The sequence below is a fragment of the Lepagella muris genome (assembly GCF_004793975.1).
Lineage (GTDB): Bacteria > Bacteroidota > Bacteroidia > Bacteroidales > Muribaculaceae > Lepagella > Lepagella muris.
Genome location: NZ_SRYB01000028.1, coordinates 12,714 through 31,662, shown reverse-complemented (window position 1 = coordinate 31,662; position 18,949 = coordinate 12,714). Strand labels below are relative to the sequence as shown.

Below are 18,949 nucleotides of genomic sequence, written 5' to 3'. Positions count from 1 at the left end.
TATCGATAGCTCCCTTTGTTTTTATCTCCCTAAAAAATCATAATCGCCGTCAAAGCCGTCCGGCATATCTCCATACATACCATCGGTCATTGCATCCCATGAATCTCTTAGATAATCATTATAATCACTATCATCGCAGGAATATGATTTCTCCGGCTCCATATCGTTAATTGAGAACCAGTATCTTCGATGGTTGAATTTTCCGATTCTACTTACACGCATTGGATTAAATTCTCTTGCGACCTCTGTTTTTATCCAATTAACACTATTTTCAAAGGCATAACCATGTAGTGTATTATCATTTTCATTGATATGGTACATCAACAAGAAATGATTACGGAAAGAATGTTCCATAGCAGAACGAGACTCTTCAATTCGTAATTGAATGCCTTCATTAACAATATCCTTTGATGTTAAATCAAATAATGATATAACAAATTCGCCATGGTCGTTCGCCAATACTCCAATGAAGAAATTACCAACGGGATAAGTAAGGGCATGGAACTTGGGAGATACTACAATCTGGTTATTCTTGTCTATTATGCCCACATTATATTTATTATCCATTACAAAGAGGAGATTATTTGAGATTACATCTATTTTGAGATAACTTGTAATGCGTTCTCCTGTGGCAATATTGATCGCCTCACCACCTCCCTTGTCAATAACCCACCCATTCTCGATATGGTACTCATGCTCTACAAGAAGGTTTAACGGAAAGTTGATGCGGTTAATCACCTTCTTATCCTTATCATTAACTTCTTTTGTCCAATAAATTTTAGTACCATGTTTTATTTGAAGGCTTTCCCCATTGGTTTGCGGCAATAGAGTTTTGAGTTCCGGAGTTACAAGAAGCCAACGACCGACTCCATATTCAAAAGAATATTCATCAAATCCGTATTCTTCTGTCCATGTCTTCCATTTTCCGCCAAAGTAGAAAGCCCATATATTATCTCCCAAAGAATACTGTGAGAATCCTTCAATAAGTAATTCCCCTACGGAGTTATAAAGTGCATATTTGCCTCCGAATTTCTTATAATAGTGGTTTTGGCCATAGGTCATAAAACCGCCCTCATAGCCTGCGAGGACATATTCCCCATCAATTTTGATGTAGTCGTATTTCACCGGGACTATTAATTTCCCGGATGTGTCATAACATCCCCATTTAGCATATAGATAATCTACAATGCAGTTTTCTCTCGGGCAACCGCCTCTTGCAACAATAACACGGTCTTCTTCGAGGATGATATGTGAATAGAGACAGGGGACTACCTCTTCACAAGTTTCTGTGTCCAGAACTCCCTTAAGCTCAGAAAGAGCATCGCTCACAATCTCATATTTATCTTTAAAAGGAACTTGCTCCGAATATTTAATACGGCTTTCTCTTCCGTTGTGTTTAAGAATGCCCCAATAGTCACCAATGCGCACATTAAATCCACCATGCTTGCCCTTGCCTCGGAATTGAATTTCATCGAATTTGAAAGGAATAATCACATCATCGTTAAAGTCCGCGAATCCGAATTTATCACCAATTTGACAAAGGATAATTGAATCATGGATGCTAAAGTGACCATTGTATTGATGTTGCCCTCCCAATATACATTCTCCACGTGTATTGAGAAGTTGGGCACATATTCCTTCCTCTCCAAAATAACTCTTATATGAGTTTTGTACCTCAAAGTATATAAACATCCCCATCATTCCATATATAGGCCTAACTGAATGGTATGACGGTAATATATCGATATTTTTCTCTACTCTGAAAAAGCTTTTGCAGTATAGTTTTGGTGAGAATAATTTCACACCCCAAACTCCGTCAACTTTGTAATACAATAATCCTTCTCCATAATACTTTGCCTCATCAAACTCCATTGAAAGGCTATTGGAATCGGAGCCGGTTGAAATTAGTCGGAATTTATCCGCTCTTTGAATCAAATATTCTTCTGAGGTTATAGGAATGACCTTGTCTACATTTTCTTCAAGGACAAATCCGTTTTCAATGCTAAATATATTCTCACCGTTATTATTTCGAGTGACAAATGTATTTAAATTGGATTCTCCTTTTTTACAACAAGCGATAGTTCCTTCAGAAACGAAGAAATCATCACGGACAATTATCTGCTCAAGATTAGTTGTGTCAAGAGGATGATTCTTGCTATACCTGAATGCAACTCCATTCTTTTTGTTCCAATTCCATACCCAATGACTACCAATCTCATCTTTGTTTGACTCGTCAATGATGTTGCCTCTAATTTCAAGATATTCTGAAGGGAGTATGTTGTTTCCGTTAGTCCCAATAATCCCAATTTTTCCGTTATACAGCACAATGATTCCAGACGACATTAGCTTCATATCGTCATATATCTGTAGAACTATACTTTTACCGGTTAAGTCGCGAAGGCCATATTTACCTCTTTTGTCTTTTGAGATTAAAGTGCCATTTGGTGTAATCTGAATGAATTTCAGTTCTTTTTCAGCCACCCACCTTTGCAACTCAAGATTAGGATTTAGGAGAATGAGATTGTCAAGTATGAGCCAATTGTCAAAGGTGTCAATTTGTTGGTCTCTACGCCAAATTTGTATTGGCGTGCTTAACGTTTCATTCTTGCTGTTTTTCCAAATATACGGATTGCCATCAAAATTAAGATGATCCATATTGTGGTTCCTACCCCAATCATATTCAGCGTTATCGTAACATCTGAATGCGGGATAACCAGTTAAAGCAATCGCCCCATACTCTGTCGGAATAACCTCTCTACCATTCCAATCTACGACACCACACATAAAATGGGAATGTGCCCCCTTACCAACGACAACAAAATCTTCGTTCCATGCAAAGATATTATCATATTGTGGTGAGAGCAAGACATCCCCATCAAGAGACATAAGCCCCCATTTGTCATCTTGCTCGAACATGAAGACATCCTTTATTGGAATCTTCACATCCTCATATAAAGGTGGCACAAGTGTTGTCCCACTTTCAAGAGCAAGGCCATATAGAGTTTTGCCTTGTCCTTGTTCAGAAGAAATAATTATAATGTTGTCGTTGGTACTCATTACTCGTGTGTTTGTCCGTTTTCAACAACTTCTCGGTAGTCTTGGTCATCAATAATTTGACGGAGTAGACTGCGGAAGTTGCCTTGGAATCCTTCATTCTGGTTGTATTCTCGATAAAGGGAATCGTCGCTACGACGCATACGCCTCATCACTGTATCGACTATGCGGTTGAAGGCAGCATCGGCTTCATCACGGTCGGGATTGCCAACAATCTGTGACTGATACTGGGGTGTGGCTATGATTTCCCTTGCCACACGATACATCTTCACCCGGCGCTCGTCGGCAGGTGCATCCCAGCCGCTGAACCATCTCTCATTGAAATTGGAGATGATTATGTCAAGCTGTGAACGGGAGTCATCATTTGTTCCGGCACCGGCCATATTTGGCGAGTTGGGGTCAAGGACGGCTCCTGCGGCATCAAGAACAATCTTCTCGTTGGATGCGGTGCGACGCAATGCGTAGGTGTTCATGTCAACACTTTCGAGCAAATCGCTCAAATCATCTCCGGGAACCGTAACTTTCAACAGTGGAATGAGCTGGCGCAGGAACCAGTACAATTTCTCCCACTTGATGTTCTCAAACGGCATGATAGCGGCTATACGTGAATACACTTTGACGAACTGCTTGCATTTGATTTTGAAATCGGGTTTGCCGTTCTCATCCCATTCTATTTCATTCTCGAAGCGTTCCACGGATCGGTCCAGTATAGGCGACAGTTCATGAGCCTCTGCCCCATGCTGATAGAGGTCGTTGAAAGGATTAACATCATCCTCTTCCGTAAATACTCCGGCATCAAGTATGGCCGCACGGAGATCATGGAGTACATTGATGTTTGTTGGCTCGGAAAGGGAAGTGCATGTAAAGAAGGGGTCAAAGGCAGCCTTCATATCGTCAAGTTTATTATAGAAGTCGATAACGAATACGTCATCGGCTGTCTTTCCAAGCTTAGGAGAAATTCTGTTGAGACGGGACAAAGCCTGCACTGCCAAAACGCCGTCAAGAGGCTTGTCGATATACATTGCTGAGAGTTTCTCCTGATCAAACCCAGTCAGATACTTGTTAGCTACAACGAGTATCTGATAATCATTGCAGTCAAGCTTCTCCGGTGTCTGCACATCGGGGAAGCCATTTATTCCGGATTCGGTATATGAAATGCCATCGACTGTTTTCTCTCCGGAAAAGGCGATAATTGGTTTGTAGGGCAAATGTTGCTCCGCGATGATGTTGCAGAGCGCCTTGTAATAGCGTATGGCACATTCAATGTCGCGTGTCACCACCATAGCCTTTGCCTGTCCTTTCAGACAACGTGCACGATACACTTTTGCATCGAAATGTGCAAGCATCACCTCGGCCTTCTCCCGAATGGTCTTCGGCTCACGCTCCACTTTGCGGCGAAGTTTTTTCTGAGCTTTCGCCTCGTTGTATTCCGGATTGTCCTCAATAGACTTGGCAAGTTCGTAGTAACTCGTATACGTGGTATAATTCGACAGAACATCTATGATAAAACCCTCCTCGATGGCTTGTTTCATTGAATAGAGATGGAATGGCTTGAAACCTCCATCCGCCTGCTCTACGCCAAACCGTTCAAGTGTCTCACGTTTCGGTGTGGCAGTAAACGCGAAGTATGATGTGTTGGGGCTCAATTTCCGTTCCTCAATGAGCTTTGCTATAATTGAGTCAGTATCCTCTTGGTCTGAATCGTGGTCACGGTAAACTGTAGCGTTCATCTTATCGGCAGCTATACCGCTCTGGCTGCTGTGAGCCTCGTCAATCACCACAGCGAAGTTGCGGTCACTCATATCGGAAATTGCCCCACAGATATAGGGAAATTTCTGTATTGTCGTTATAATGATGCGTTTGCCATCCTCAATCGCTTTTTTGAGCTGACTACTGCTGTCGGCATGGGCGATAATCTTGTCGCTTTTTGCAAATGCCCAAACGTTGTAGAATATCTGGCTGTCAAGCACCCGGCGGTCGGTCACGATTATCACCGACTGATAAAGCTGCTTGTCAAGAGCCTCGGCACGGACGGCATCAAGAGTTGCCGGACACACCTTTATAAGGTCGAATGCCAGCCAAGTGATGGAGTTGGATTTTCCCGAACCGGCTGAGTGTTGAATCAGATACTTACCTCCAACGCCTACATTGGAAACGGTGTCACTCAGTTTTGACACTACATCGAGTTGGTGGTAGCGTGGGAAAATCAAACCTTTTGCATTTTTCAGCAGGTGTGGCACCTTTTTGTGCTTCTTTGCCTCACCATAATCCACGAGCGCGAAGTTCTGTATAATGTCTGAGAGTGTATCAGGAGTGAGTATTCGCTCCCAGAAATAAGCCGTTTTATGCCCGTCGGGGTTTATAGGGTTACCGGCACCCTGCCCATCGGGAAGCCCTTGGTTGAAAGGCATAAAATATGTTTTTGCTCCTTCGAGGCGTGTGGTGAAATACACCTCATCCTTGTCGAGAGTGAAATGAGCCAAACATCTTGCAAACCTCAGAAGGGTATCTCTTGGGTCGCGGTCTTCTCGATACTGCTTCTGCCCGTCATAACGAGCCGTCTGGTGCGTAGCCGGGTTCTTCAGTTCGATAGTGAAAAGAGGGATGCCATTGATGAAAATCACCATATCAATCTCGTTGCCGGGATGATACTTGCTGTAACGCTGCTGACGTGTAACTGACCATTCATTGGCTGCATACTGCTTGTGGCTCAATTCGCTGTCGCTCAACGAAGGACGGGTATAGAACAAGCGTAGAGTGATATTGTCTATCTCAAGATCGGTTCGTAGGGTGTCGAGTATTCCCTTGGTAGAGAGTTTGCGGTCTATCTCTTTTTCCACGATAGTTTTCAAATCGCCACGTCCTCGCCACTGGTCAAGAATACCCTTCTGGGTTTTGTTGAGGAAAGACCACAGACGAGTGGTGTTGATGGCCTTGTCACGGTTCATTTCATCGGAATGCCCCGGGAGAAAACCGTTGTTGATACCGTATGGGGTGAACGGTTCAGCTGCATGAGAATTATCCCACGCAATGCGCTCTTCGAGAGTTGACCCAGTAAGCCTACGCTCAATCAATTTCTCCAATTCCACTTCAAGCATTGATGTCTGTGTCATATCACTTTTACCTTTCCGGTCACGATTTCGTTAATAATAATGTTTTTACGCTCTCGAAGCAAATCAATGAGACGTTTTTGCTGAACTATGGCTAAATCTATGCCTTTGGTATTGTAATCAAGATATTCCACCAGATTCTTTTGCTCCTCCAATGAAGGAATGGGCACTAAAAAATTCTTCACAAGAGTCATATCTGCATACTGGAATGTGGTAGTATTGGCAGTGTCACGACAATACTTTCCGAGGACATACATATAGTAAAAAATAAACTGCGAGTCAAAACGAGCAGACAGCGATTTGCGAATCTTTAGATTCGCAAATCGCTGATTCGCAAGCGAATCAGCAATTAACATAGCATGTTCGCCTATGGAGGCTGTACAGATAGCCATAATAAAAGAACCGGCATCAAATGTACCTCCGTTATTTAGGGCGGCAGGGGTTATATATTGAATAGCCCTTTCAAGTTTTCTGCCTGATTTACGAATATCCTCCATTCTGAACCAAGGGATAGTTCCATTGCTCCAAAAAGAAGGATTGATTTTTGATGGAGTGTAACCATTCCTGAATTCAAAAACGTGACGAACAGGGATTGTTTCCCAGTGGGCAGGGATTTGGCCGAGCCATTCGATGCCGGATTCGCGGAGAGGCACATTTGGATTGATGCCACGGGTAACGGCCTCTGTAATGATAATCTTGCGACGTTCCTCCAAAGCAGCAATAATCCGTTCCTTTGCTTCAATCGCCTTGTCTATTTCCGCAATGACATTATCCAAATATTCTACGATTGCCTCCTGCTCACAAATCGGAGGAATAGGTATTTGTAGATATTTAATGTCGAACCAACTTAATGACTGTCTTAATCCGGAACCATATCTATAAAGTTCTTTGGATACGTCCCAATAATACAATACGTAATGAAGATATATAGGGTTATTCCCACGTCTCGGAATTAATCCTAAATATGCTCCTGATATTATGCCATGATGCCGAACCAATCCCGTTCGCAGACTAACTTTATCATTTTGAAGATCTGTACATCTAATGATTATGAAGTTTGGGTCTATTATTTGATAATTCGAGTAATTATCCGGAACGAGACCCTCATCTTTGTTTATCTTTGGAATTATACGTCCATAGCTTAATGACAGTACAAAGCTCTCTGAATTGTCCCAATTTTTTCTTTTGTTCTCTAAAAAAATTGCCTTTCCCGGCAATAGTTCCCAATGGCTCGGAATTTCTCCAAGCCATGCTTGCCCACTATTTTTATATTCCGAATAAGTTTCCATCAGTCTTCGCCCTCCTTGTCTTGAAGCAGTCGAGCCTGCTTTATTCGGTTTTGCGCACGCTCCACGGCTTGTTGTAATTTCTGTTCAAGAATGCGGCGGTCAGGTAGTTTTGTAAGATAATCTGCCACCCGGATGTTGCTCTCGTGGAGGTGCATTAGCTCTACATGCTCCTCGTTCTTTCCGGCGCATAAGATTAGACCGATGGGCTTGTTCTCGCCTTCAAGCATCTCATATTTTTCTAACCAGCGCAGATAAAGCTCCATCTGCCCCTTGTAGGCTGCCTGGAACTTCCCTAATTTCAAATCCACAGCGACCATAGCCCGCAGCCGGCGATTGAAAAAGAGCAGGTCGATATAGTAATCCTCATCGTCAACCGATATACGCTTCTGACGTGCCATGAAAGCGAAGTCGTTACCCATCTCTGTGATGAACTTTTGGAGTTCACTAACTATGGCTTCTTCAAGGTCCTTTTCAGAAAAGTTTCCCTCCAATCCGAGAAAGTCAAGGAAATAAGGGTCATGAAACGCAAGGTCTGCCGACATCTTACGCTCATTCTTCAAAAGTTCTAAATCTTGGCGTATTACTTCATCTGGTTGCTTGGCAATTGCCGTGCGTTCATATAGCATACCGTCAATCTTGGCTTTGAGGGTTCTCTTTGACCATCGTTGGTCAGCAGCCATAGTGAGGTAGAACTGGCGCTTCAAGTCATCTTCGATTGATAAAACTTGTAAGAAATGAGACCATGATAATTTGGACACCACTGGTGTCCAAATTGAAATATCAGGAAATACTGTGGCAAATTGTCGCATTCTGTTGAGGTTCTTCTCTGAAAACTCTCGACCTCCGTATTCTTCGGTGAGTTGAGTTGAGAGATTTGCCACGATTCGTTTGCCATAAGCTGCACGTGTACCCTCGATAAACTCCCGGTTTATTCGTTCTCCAATGTGCCAGTACATCATGGTGAGTCCTGAATTGACAGCTAATGCCACTTGTTGACGACATGTATCTATCAATCGACGTATGTCGGTAAGGATATTATCTTGCTGGATGGGGTTCTGAATCTGTTCCATGTGTTATCCGAGATTAAGGAGTGAGACAAGGAGGCGGCTGCTCTCCTTTTCGAGGGTTACAAGTTCTTGCTGATTCTCGGCAAGAGTGCGTAGCGGAGCCGGTTTGTAGAAATACTTGTTGAATGAGATTTCACACCCGATAAGTGTTTTCGGAAGGTCAATCCAAGCATCTGAGACATATGGTTCTACTTCGCGTTTGAAATAGTCAAGAACAGCGTTGGATACCGGCACTTCCTCTTTATCAGAGAGTGACGTGTCGCTTTCATAGTGAATGAAAGAGCCTTTCCCTGATGGATAGTAGCCATAATATGGCAAATCTTCCGGCTTGACGTTGAAAGTCTCCGTAAGCAATTCGATGTCCTTGCTTTTGATCTTGACAGTCTTATCTACAACCGGGGCTGCCTCGGGGTCGGCTTCACTCATTGTCCGAGCAATTGTCTTTAGACCTGTCTTATCTATCAAGATGCCAAGCTCAGACACAACCGTTGTAAGCCTATCGGTAAACAGAGCATAGTCCATGAACACTTCCTGACCAATCTTGTCGGTCAGTCTGACAGCAATCTCCGACAATGCGCGGCGAGATTTCCATTTGTTAGGGTCAATAAGTTCACGGAGTTTCTTGTCGGTTAGCTTAATATCATTACTTTGGAGATATTCACGTATCTCCATGATGTTGTCGTTCAATCCCTCGAACACACGGCTTCCGTAACTGTCGTACAACCAGCCGGAAAGTTCACGATTTCCTTTATCAAAAAGCAGTTCCTCCGCTTTTTCATAATTCATCTGCGAACGGAGACGAAGTGGGCGAAGCACAGTGACGCTAAAGTAGCGGAAGTCATCGTTGTCGAATATCTTTGATGTGACGGGAAAATCGGTCGATGCCTCACACTCCATGAAGTTTAAGTAGGCTTTAATGATATGTCCACGCATTGTTTGGGTTATCTCGCAGTTGCGCTGACCCTGATTTTTGCGCAGGGTTTCAGAGGCTTGCGAAGCATCGATGAGCTGCACCTTTCCGCATCGCTGCGGTTGCTTGAAGTTTGTCAGCACCCAACAATAGGTGGAGATACCTGTGTTGTAGAATATATTGTTGGGTAGCTGGATTATCGCGTCAACCATATCGTTCTCGACAAGGAAACGGCGAATGTTGCTCTCGCCACTTCCGGCATCACCGGTGAAAAGCGAAGAACCATTGTGGATTGAGGCAGCTCGCGATCCTTGAGGCTGAAGCTGGAGTGACTTCATTTTGTCGACAAGTTCCATCATGAACAGCATCTGTCCGTCGCTGACACGTGGCACAGAGGCATTGTTCTCAACCACACCAATATAGTTTGGCAGAGGTACATAAAAGCGTTCGTCAAGAAGAGTTTTCTCATCAAACATCTTCTTCTTGTCCTCACCCCATGATTTCCCATAGGGCGGATTGGTGAGCATAAATCCAAACTGCTTACCTATACGTGTATCTTCGGGGACAAGAGTGTTGTCAAGATGAATTCCTTCCGGGTCAACACCCTTTATGATAAGGTCAGATTTGCAGATGGCAAACGTTTCCGGATTGACCTCATTGCCATTCAATCTGATGGCCGAAGGGTCAACGCCGAGGTCTATAAGGTAATCATGTCCCTCGGTAAGCATACCTCCGCTGCCACATGCCGGATCATAGAGGGTGATGATTTTAGGCAGGTCATCCTTGATGGGTGAGAAAACGAGGTCGCATAGCAAGGCGATAACATCGCGAGGAGTAAAATGCTCACCTGCCTCCTCGTTGTTCTCCTCATTGAAGCGACGCAGAAGTTCCTCAAAGATGCCACCCATGCCGATATTGGTCAAAGCGGGAATAATCAACCCGTCAGGGTCGGATTGTGGTTTATCGGTGAGGTTGAGGTAAGGGTCAGTGATACGTTCAATAATAGCGAGAAGCCTGTCGCGATCTGTCAGTTTGCGAGCTTTAGCATAAAAGTCGAAACTCTTCAGCACCTCCCCGACATTCGGGCTGAACCCATTAAGGTATTCTATAAAATTGTTGTGTAGGGCTTCCTTGTCGCCGGTTGCCTGTGACTTCAGCCTTCCAAGAGTCCATTTACTGGTATTGTAATAGTTCTGTCCGGCTGCCTCCATCAAGGCACCTGTATCAGTGAATTTCTCGCGAGTCTGATATGAAAATTCTTCCTCGACTGCCTCCTTTGTCGGTTCGAGGAGTGCGTCAAGGCGGCGAAGCACAACCATGGGGAGAATGACATCACGATACTGGCCACGCACGAACACGTCGCGCAGCACATCGTCTGCGATACTCCAAATAAGGCTCACCATCTGAGCATGTGAACTATCCAATGCCATAGCTTATTTAGTTATGAATTTGTCGAACAGTTTTTCCCAAGACTTTATAACATCAGCATCGATTCCTTTGGCTTTCAAGATTCTTGTTTTTGTCGTTTTAGCGAGTTGAACCTTGTAGCCATGTTCCAATTCAATTCCGTTAGATTTGGCAAACGCTTCTATCTGGGGAATGATGGGCTTTGTCTTGTCGTAAACTTCTTCGAACTGTTCTTCCTCATCGTCAATGTTTTCAAAAAGTTTGTTAATGCCTTTTTGTAAATATTCAATCGGAATTAAATCTTCAACTTCTGTATTTTCAACATTAGTGAAGGATGCCACTTCCAAAATACTTCCCTTACAATCCTTATACAATCCACTGGTTAATTTTGACTTTGCATCTTTACCGCTTTTGTCGGAGTCCACGATAACGATTGGAAGTTTACCTTGCTTTCCTCCAAGAAGGCTTACTACACCCTGAATTCCTCTGACGCCTCCGGATGGAACAAATATACATTCTTCCTTTGGAGCGAACTTTTTTTCAGCGATAAGAGCCTGTTTAATCGCACTAAGGTATATTTGGTCAGAAGGGCCTTCGACGATTATTGGCTTACACCCTTGAAAAAGAATATCCGATACGCTTAGTCCTAATGCGGCATGAACCGCGTAAATTGATTGTTCATTGAGTTTGTCATCGCTATCCCGAAGATTTGCAGACGCAACTGTATAGCCATCTCCATCAACATATACGACTTTGCATCGGTCAATGTTGTTTGTGTCAACAATGAAGGGCGAATGTGTTGTATGAATGATTTGATTATCCTCGGATAAACTGTTGAAAAACTTGCTCAAATCTTTTTGAGCTTTGGGATGCAATGTTAACCCAGCTTCGTCTAAGAGAAGTATAGCATTCTTATGTTGATATTTACTTTCCACGAGAAAAATCAGAAAGAAGCTAATAAACCATTGAAGGCCGGTGCTTCGTTGGTCAAGTGAAACCTCATCGGGACGCTTGTTGTCTGATACCCATATGGTAAAATAATCGCCATCTGCATTGAATCGAAACTTATAATTTCCCTGCTTCCACCAGTCCGCAAATTCTCTTGTTAATTTGGTCCCGGCAGATTGTAGAAGAATTGTTCTTTCTTCTTTGGCCTTTTCTGCTTTGCATATTTCGTCTTCAGTAGGGTTATGGTTAGTAGTCCGATAACTGTTACCCACACGCTTTGCCGCCATGTCCTTTGGATCAAGGCCAAGTTCTTGTATCTCTTCAGGTTGTAAATCGACGAATTTGAATAAAACACTCATAGTGCGAATCTGCTCATCGCTTTTTTCTATTCCAGCAACAGTACCTCCATTAAGCCAAGTCGTCACATGAGGGAGATAAAGACGAGTTGATAGATTTCCGTAGTTTGAGTAATAGACGAACTTAGGCATGAGATTGACTATTGCCTGAGACAGTTTCTTTCCGTCCAAAACCGTTTCTTGTATATCATCCTCGTCTGACTCATTGTCAGTATTAGGAGCAGCTTCATCTGATTCGATTACAAGTTCTGGAGTGTTTTTAGGGTACGAAACAGTATAGTGACCATCGAAAAAGCGAGTTACTATTACAGAATCAATATTGCTTATTTCTTCGCCATATTCTTCATTGACAGCATCCATATCATCCTCGGTCAACTGAAACTCGGCAGTAATAAATGGAGTTATGTTTTTTTCGTTACGGATTGTCGTCAATCTGCTTACAGGAGCATCGTGTAGAATATCAATATTTCCACCTGAAACCGGATTGAGTTTCCAAAGTGCGAGTAGCAGATTGGATTTGCCCGCTTCATTTACACCAACAAGGGTGGTGACATCTGAGCAGGTAATCCATCCGGAATCTTTCACCGATTTGAAATTTTGAACTTTATATCGAGTTAAAATCATACTTCTATAGTGCCAAAAACTCCAACATAGCATCTGAAGGCCGACCAAAGCCCGTAACGACTACACTGGAGTTTTCGAAATGTTGTTCGGCTCTCGCCGTTTGTTTTTAGTAATTACATGGCCGATTCAGATTTCTCGTCACTATGAACTGCAAAGTTACAAAATTTTCATGACTTATCAAGACTTAATTTAATCGGTTTGAAACCTGATATGAATGGGTTGTCAATGGATATGGTATGCGGAGAGATACCCTCGGCTGATAATGATTCCATCGTTTTGGCGTTTGCAGGAGCATTTACAGGAAAAGAGTTCAATAAAGGACACGCAAATATCGCTGGCGATCATGTGGCAGGTGGAGTGCGCCATAAGGGTTATCGTTGCAAACGTAACACCGGGGCTTTTACTTGGTCGGCTGTCTCCGGCCCTCAATTCCATTATCAAGACTATTCAACTGAACTTGACAAAGCAGCATCTGAGGACGGCATGGGTTTCGCGCAAGAAATGATGATACATAATGGTAAGGCAGTTAAAACCACTCGTCCGATGGGCAATCGAAATGTATTCCGTGCATTATGTCTTGATTCAAAAGGTGATTTGGCATTATACGAAAGTCAAGGAATCGTGACCTTTGGCAACTTCATTGAAGCATTACTTTCGCAAGGTGTGAAAGAAGCCCTCTATACAGATATGGGGCAAGGTTAGAATTACTGTTTCTATCGTCTCAACGCCAATGATTCATCCCCAAAGTATCTACACAACCAACCGTTACCATCCGCATCAAACTTTATAATTCTCAAAATCAAATAGGATTGTTCCGATGCCGCCTGTGGCGGCGAAATTTTCTATAAAATCGCAGTGTTCTGAAAGAATTGTCACTGCGGTTTCTTTTTCGCCTTTTTCTTTCCCCGCCTTGGCTCATGAAAGAAAAAGGCCCCGCCAACTGCTGAGGTCGGCGAAGCCTGGGATAGACTATGGCGTGTCTATGGTTACTGCGGTGTGATTTCCTCAACGACTATCGTGAGCGAGTAGCCGTCATTGTCTATCATCTGAAAAATGGTCTGAGTGTCCTCGGAAACATATCCGTTGGGAAGATAGAGGCTGTATTCCTCTATCTCGGCTTCCTTCGCTTTGAGTGCCTTGTGGAAGTCCGTGTATAGTGTGTGCTTGTCGGTGGTCTCATAGTCGGAGTGTTCCAAAAGGACACTGACAAGATAAAATGTTTGTTTCATAGTAGTTGGGGATTTGTGGGGTTGATGTTATGGTAGATTATGTCACATTCAATCACATCGGTGGGGAGTCCGAACAATGGACAATGTGTGAAAAAAGGGTGATAGTTGCCTTCTTCATCGGCGATTGGAGAGATAATCTCCACCTGCCAATTCTGCATCCATTCGTTGATGATTGAGATTTCTTCCTCGTTGAGTCCGGTCGCATCGCCATTTACGCAGTAGCAAAGTGCCCATTCCGGTATGCTTTCTCTTGTCTTCATTGTCTTTTGGTGGTTGTGACCTCCGACACTGAGGTCGGAGGTCGGGTTGAACTTATGCTGTCTTTCTCTCTTTGAGTAGGTCGGTGTTGTCGCTGATTAGTTTGGCTATGCGGTCGGTGTACTCGCACACTCCGTTGGCAAAGGCTCGGCATTGGAGGATTGAATAATCCTTCAGCGAGATTTCAATGGTGGCGATTGTTTTGTTGCCAATCTTGGCGGTGAACACCAATGAGTCCTTTTTAAGATAGTAGCTTGATGAGCCTACGCAGATATGCTGCCTTGTGCCTTCCTCGTAATACTCGGCTACGGAGTTGAGGGTGTGGACTACGATTTCTCCGTCAGTCATCACAAGTCCGAGATATTTTCCTTTGAGTTTGGCGAACTCGGCTTCATCGGCTTCCGCTCTCTTGCGGTCTGCTTCCATCCGTTCCTTGATGCGCTGACGCTCAACCTTTGCGATATACTCATCGTGGGCGGCTTTGAGGTCGGTGGGTGCTACCAGCTTGGCGTTACGGAGGTCTTTGCCCATACGCTCCAACATCCGTATGTAGTCAAACCACGTCTGCGAGTCGTCGATTTTATATCCAGCTCTCCTTGCTACCTTGAATGTGTCCCAATAGTGGTTGATGTCATGGGGGTGGTAGCAAAGGTGACGTACCAACTCAATCTCTCCGGCTTTCATCAGCGTTTCAGCCTTTGGGTTTGTGAGCAATTGGGTGAAAAGCGTAACGGGATTGATGCGGTGGCAGTATCCCTTGAAGCCGTTTCTTTTCAGCGTGTCGGTTGCCTTGATGCGAGGGTAAACCCATTCATCGGATATGCGTTGGAAAGCCTCGTTGTCCTTGCGGATTTCAAAAGGTGAGCCGAAAGCGAAGGTGTCAAAGTAATATCCTCCGAAAGTGCGGCATAATCCCACGACTGTCTTTCCTCCTTTGGGGTCTATCCAATACTGACCTATCTCCAGATATGCGGGTTTGGCTTCCATGCCCTTGCGGAACTCGGCGAGAAGAAGGTACATCCTCACCACTTGATACTCTCCCTTCGTGGTTATCACGTTGAAATAGGCTTTGTCGGTATAGACTCTCTTGGTGGTGGTCTTGACCTCCAACTTTCTTCCGCAATGTGGGCAGGTGGTCATACCCTCGTCTGCCGTCCATTCGTGTCCGCACGACATGCATACCGCCTTGCCGTTCTTCAGCCGATAGGCGTAATGGTTGATGGTGCTGTTGAACGCCCATTGCTTTTGGGGAGGGGTGAGCGGACGGAGTTGTCCGCTCAATGCCATTATCTCTTTCTGTTTCTTGGTCTTGGGTTTCATAGCTGTATGGTTTTAGAAGTCTTCTCCGAAGAGATTGCCTTGTTGAACATTGATTTCTGACCCTGCTTTGGGTGCGGTAGCCTTCGCTTGTGGCTTTGGCTGGTTCTGTCTGCGGAGTTCACGGAGTTGCTCCTCCCTGTACTGCTCCATAGCCTGTGCCTTCATCTCGGCTTTGTCCTCATCGGATAGTTCCGGCTTGCCCACCACTATGTTGCAGTTGACATTTCCGCAGTCCTCTATCTCGTTCTCGTCAAAGTAATGCACCAATAGGTTCATCACCATAGCGTCATCCACAACGCATAGACCGCTTTTCTGCACTTGGGCGCATAGGTAGTTCACCGCTCCCTCCATTGACTTGTTGGGGTTTGCCATTTTGATAGCGAACATCGGCTCTGCGATGCAACGCTCTTGCAGCATCCGCTGCATTACCTCTATTGCGGAGGTTGATGATTTCATAGTCTGTGCCATAGTCGTAATATTTTATAAAGTGAGTAACCAAAAGATTATCAGTAAGGCGGATATGATTGAGATAACCCAACCCACGCCTCGGAATATCGGTCTGATGAATATCCACAACGCCAAACCGATTGTTGATGCGATTATGAGGATTAGCACCCTTGCAACCCTTTTTATGCGGTTGAGGCTGGAGATGGATGCTTTGCCTCGTCTATCTGATATGTTGTTGTCCGTTTTCATCGTGCGACATTTTTTTTATGCGTCTATCGACTATCGAAGTTTTGCTTGCTCGTTGAACGACCTCCGTGTCAGGCACAAAAGGGATGTTCGCCCTCGGTGGAAAAAATACAAGCTGACCGCAGGGAGGTCTGGAGATTTTTTCTGCCGAAGGGAAAAGAATATCCCGGCCGGACACGTTCAACGGACCGAGCAAGCAATCACTTCCATAGTTGATGGTACGGCAATAAACTGGAGCGAAGACCCCGCGCCGGTGAAAACGGACATCAACATATTGGTACGGAATATTTTGAAATAAATGGTACTGAGAAAAAAGGAATGGCACTGCCCAACCCCGGAAAGGCGAGTCTATGCGTGCAACAGTGAGGCACGAACCGTGGAGCGCATTGTCTCGCCCCGTTGGTTGCTGACAAGCGGAGAGTGGCGCGGCGGTCGTAAAAATCCTTATCAGGCAACGGCGGTCAGGAACACGGGGCAGAGCCGGAAAGTCTTGTGGCCGCGCGTCAGCGTATCGCCACGAGGCGTTGGCTATGCCCGGTGTTCAGCCGTTGCCCATAGGCGTATGCGGACAACGGGTGTTAGGCGAAGCCCGTCACCTTTTGTCGGCATAACGCCGCCAACCCGGAAGACTGCCACACCTCTCTCCGCTTTCGCAGGTACATAAAAACTTACCGCTTCAATCCCATTGTTAGCCTTGAAGCGGTAATAATATTCATAATGTAATTCCTACAAATCCGATTATATGTTTCATGTCTTGTAACAAAGAAGTTGATGGTATAAATTGATAATTCAAACCAGATGTGTTCACTTTTTTTGTGAATATGGAGAACTTTTATTACCTTTGCAACGTAATACAAGTGAATATGGAAGTACGATTTGACAAGCAATATCTCAAAGATTTGTATGAAAATGGCGATGCCGGCAAAAAGCACCGCTTTCAGCCTCAAATCGTCAAACGCTATATAAGAGTGGTAGATCTTATGATTGAATCCAATAATGTGGCGGCTCTTCTTCCGTATAATTCGTTGAATTACGAAAAACTGCATGGCGATAAGGAGGGACTGTCATCCGTCAGGGTTAATGATCAATATCGCATAGAATTTGAAGAGATTATAAACGGAACCGAAGTTATCGCCTCAATTGTAAATATAACAGAATTGTCAAATCACTATAAATGAATTTCAGATGGAAGCCGTACAACAGAATATGATTGCAAACAATCTTACACCTGTCTATGCAACTCATCCCGGAGAGATCATAAAGGATGAACTGGAGTTTCGTGGCATATCCCAACGCAAGCTTGCGGAGGATATGGGCATCCGTTATACTGTCCTGAATGAAATTCTGAACGGTCATCGACCATTGACAGAGAAGACCGCATTGTTGTTTGAGGCTGCATTAGGTATTGATTCAGAACCTCTGATGAGGCTTCAGACCAAATATAATATGCAGACAATAAAACAGGACAAGACCTTTATGGAGCGTCTCTCCAAGTTAAGACATATTGCAGCGTTATAAATTATTAAGTGGAATATGCTTATTTTTGTTATTAAAATCTAAAATGAACCTTCGGACTTGGTAATGTGTCCGAAAGTCACTATTTTTGCATATAGGATTGGTGCTGTCCGCAGAGGCGGCGGCAGAGTCGAAACATGGACAGTAGAAGTCCGGCACTAAATCGGCACAATCGTGAATCTGAATACATCTATCTGTTTGATATAACTGCATTTAGACAGCGTGGTTCAACCCCCTGTCTTTCCGCTTGTAAATATTTAAAATCCTGTAAGTGATTTACTTGCAGGATTTTTCATTATGGGAATATTAACTGAAAATGCCATAAAAGCGCCCCGTTTTGGCATAGTTGTGCTACAGCCATACTACACAATCCGCTATACGGAAAGTGTAGCACAAAACAAGCTAATCTTCCAAAGGCAAACGTCATTATCTTTTAGCCGATATCGCCCTCGTTGGCGAAGCTATAACCCTTGCAATGAGAACAAACTATAAAAATTCAAACTTCGACCAATGAAAAAGATAAGAAAAACGTCTACAAAGATTATGCTTTGCATCTTGAAGTCAAGAACATGCTTTGCCTTGGCATACGGACGTCAACGTCTAACTTTGCAACCCCAAATTCCCAAGGTTCGACACACGAAGTTTTGAAGTAGAATATTATAAAAGGTAATCAATAGCTTAAACATTAAGTCCATCCCGGATTGTTATAAGTGTATGAAAACTTATATGAAACCTACAAAAGAGGTATTGCGGCAACGCTTGACACCGCTGCAATACGAAGTGACGCAGAACAGCGCCACGGAAAGACCATATTTCAATGAGTATAATGACGAATATCGTCCAGGCATCTATGTGGACGTTACAACAGGCGAGCCATTATTTCTTTCAACAGACAAGTTTCGGTCAGGCTGCGGCTGGCCGGCGTTCTCACGTCCGATAGACGATAGCTTGATAGAAGAGGTTACGGATCTTTCTCACGGCATGAACCGCGTAGAGGTTAGAAGCAAGACCGGAGATGCCCATCTCGGTCATGTATTTCCAGATGGTCCACGCGAAACAGGTGGGCTGAGATACTGTATAAACAGTGCGTCATTGAAGTTCATTCCCGAAAATAAAATGATAGAGTTCGGATACGGAGATTATCTTCCTCTTCTACAAAAGTAATCGCC

General features: G+C 44.0%; 15 protein-coding genes and 1 pseudogene. 6 read left to right on the top strand and 10 right to left on the bottom strand.

The window, feature by feature from the left end; genetic code table 11:
• Positions 1–21: 21 nt before the first annotated feature.
• The 6 genes from E5331_RS15490 to E5331_RS15465 are packed head-to-tail and all read right to left on the bottom strand — an operon-like array spanning position 22 to position 12,765.
• Positions 22–3,057, bottom strand: a complete 3,036-nt coding sequence (locus tag E5331_RS15490) for a WG repeat-containing protein (RefSeq protein ID WP_123484565.1) — start codon at positions 3,055–3,057, stop codon at positions 22–24.
• Entirely contained in the window at positions 3,057–6,167 is a 3,111-nt protein-coding gene (locus E5331_RS15485) for a type I restriction endonuclease subunit R (protein WP_123484566.1), read from the bottom strand. Before E5331_RS15485 ends, E5331_RS15490 begins: the two co-directional genes overlap by 1 nt.
• Positions 6,164–7,453, bottom strand: a complete 1,290-nt coding sequence (locus tag E5331_RS15480; RefSeq protein WP_136013281.1) for a restriction endonuclease subunit S — start codon at positions 7,451–7,453, stop codon at positions 6,164–6,166. The genes E5331_RS15485 and E5331_RS15480 overlap by 4 nt, the downstream gene beginning before the upstream one ends.
• Positions 7,453–8,523 carry a PDDEXK nuclease domain-containing protein gene (locus tag E5331_RS15475; RefSeq protein WP_123484568.1) on the bottom strand — a complete coding sequence of 357 codons (1,071 nt, stop codon included), beginning with the start codon at positions 8,521–8,523 and terminating at the stop codon, positions 7,453–7,455. The genes E5331_RS15480 and E5331_RS15475 overlap by 1 nt, the downstream gene beginning before the upstream one ends.
• A 3-nt stretch (positions 8,524–8,526) precedes the next feature.
• On the bottom strand, positions 8,527–10,860 hold the full coding sequence (locus E5331_RS15470; protein WP_275441258.1) for a type I restriction-modification system subunit M: 2,334 nt from the start codon (positions 10,858–10,860) through the stop codon (positions 8,527–8,529).
• A gap of 3 nt (positions 10,861–10,863) precedes the next feature.
• Positions 10,864–12,765, bottom strand: coding sequence for an AAA family ATPase (locus tag E5331_RS15465; RefSeq protein WP_275441257.1), 1,902 nt, complete (start codon positions 12,763–12,765; stop codon positions 10,864–10,866).
• 198 nt (positions 12,766–12,963) lie between these two features.
• Between E5331_RS15465 and E5331_RS15460 the strand changes: the two genes are divergently transcribed.
• Positions 12,964–13,467 (top strand): hypothetical protein, encoded by a 504-nt coding sequence (locus tag E5331_RS15460; RefSeq protein WP_123484570.1) that lies wholly within the window; start codon positions 12,964–12,966, stop codon positions 13,465–13,467.
• 284 nt (positions 13,468–13,751) lie between these two features.
• On the opposite strand, the gene E5331_RS15455 is transcribed toward E5331_RS15460, so the two are convergent.
• From E5331_RS15455 to E5331_RS15440, 4 genes are read right to left on the bottom strand one after another with little or no spacing between them, the layout of a single operon-like run.
• Positions 13,752–13,994, bottom strand: a complete 243-nt coding sequence (locus E5331_RS15455; RefSeq protein WP_123484571.1) for a hypothetical protein — start codon at positions 13,992–13,994, stop codon at positions 13,752–13,754.
• Positions 13,991–14,254, bottom strand: coding sequence for a DUF6926 domain-containing protein (locus tag E5331_RS15450; protein WP_123484572.1), 264 nt, complete (start codon positions 14,252–14,254; stop codon positions 13,991–13,993). The genes E5331_RS15455 and E5331_RS15450 overlap by 4 nt, the downstream gene beginning before the upstream one ends.
• A 52-nt stretch (positions 14,255–14,306) precedes the next feature.
• On the bottom strand, positions 14,307–15,572 hold the full coding sequence (locus tag E5331_RS15445) for a PcfJ domain-containing protein (RefSeq protein WP_123484573.1): 1,266 nt from the start codon (positions 15,570–15,572) through the stop codon (positions 14,307–14,309).
• A 12-nt stretch (positions 15,573–15,584) separates the two neighbouring features.
• Positions 15,585–16,040 (bottom strand): PcfK-like family protein, encoded by a 456-nt coding sequence (locus tag E5331_RS15440; protein ID WP_123484574.1) that lies wholly within the window; start codon positions 16,038–16,040, stop codon positions 15,585–15,587.
• Between the two features lie 52 nt (positions 16,041–16,092).
• Between E5331_RS15440 and E5331_RS15435 the strand changes: the two genes are divergently transcribed.
• The 5 genes and pseudogenes from E5331_RS15435 to msrB form a co-directional block, all read left to right on the top strand.
• A complete protein-coding gene (locus E5331_RS15435; RefSeq protein ID WP_123484575.1) occupies positions 16,093–16,563 on the top strand; it encodes a hypothetical protein in 471 nt (156 codons plus the stop codon).
• On the top strand, positions 16,564–16,929 hold the full coding sequence (locus E5331_RS15430) for a hypothetical protein (protein WP_135986201.1): 366 nt from the start codon (positions 16,564–16,566) through the stop codon (positions 16,927–16,929).
• A gap of 199 nt (positions 16,930–17,128) precedes the next feature.
• Entirely contained in the window at positions 17,129–17,443 is a 315-nt protein-coding gene (locus E5331_RS15425) for a type II toxin-antitoxin system RelE/ParE family toxin (RefSeq protein WP_123484591.1), read from the top strand.
• A gap of 7 nt (positions 17,444–17,450) precedes the next feature.
• Positions 17,451–17,783: a HigA family addiction module antitoxin gene (locus E5331_RS15420; protein ID WP_123484576.1), complete on the top strand. Its 333-nt coding sequence runs from the start codon at positions 17,451–17,453 to the stop codon at positions 17,781–17,783.
• Positions 17,784–18,503: 720 nt separating this feature from the next.
• Positions 18,504–18,944 (top strand): annotated as a pseudogene (msrB, locus tag E5331_RS15415) (peptide-methionine (R)-S-oxide reductase MsrB); the annotation flags it as partial.
• Between the last annotated feature and the right edge of the window lie 5 nt (positions 18,945–18,949).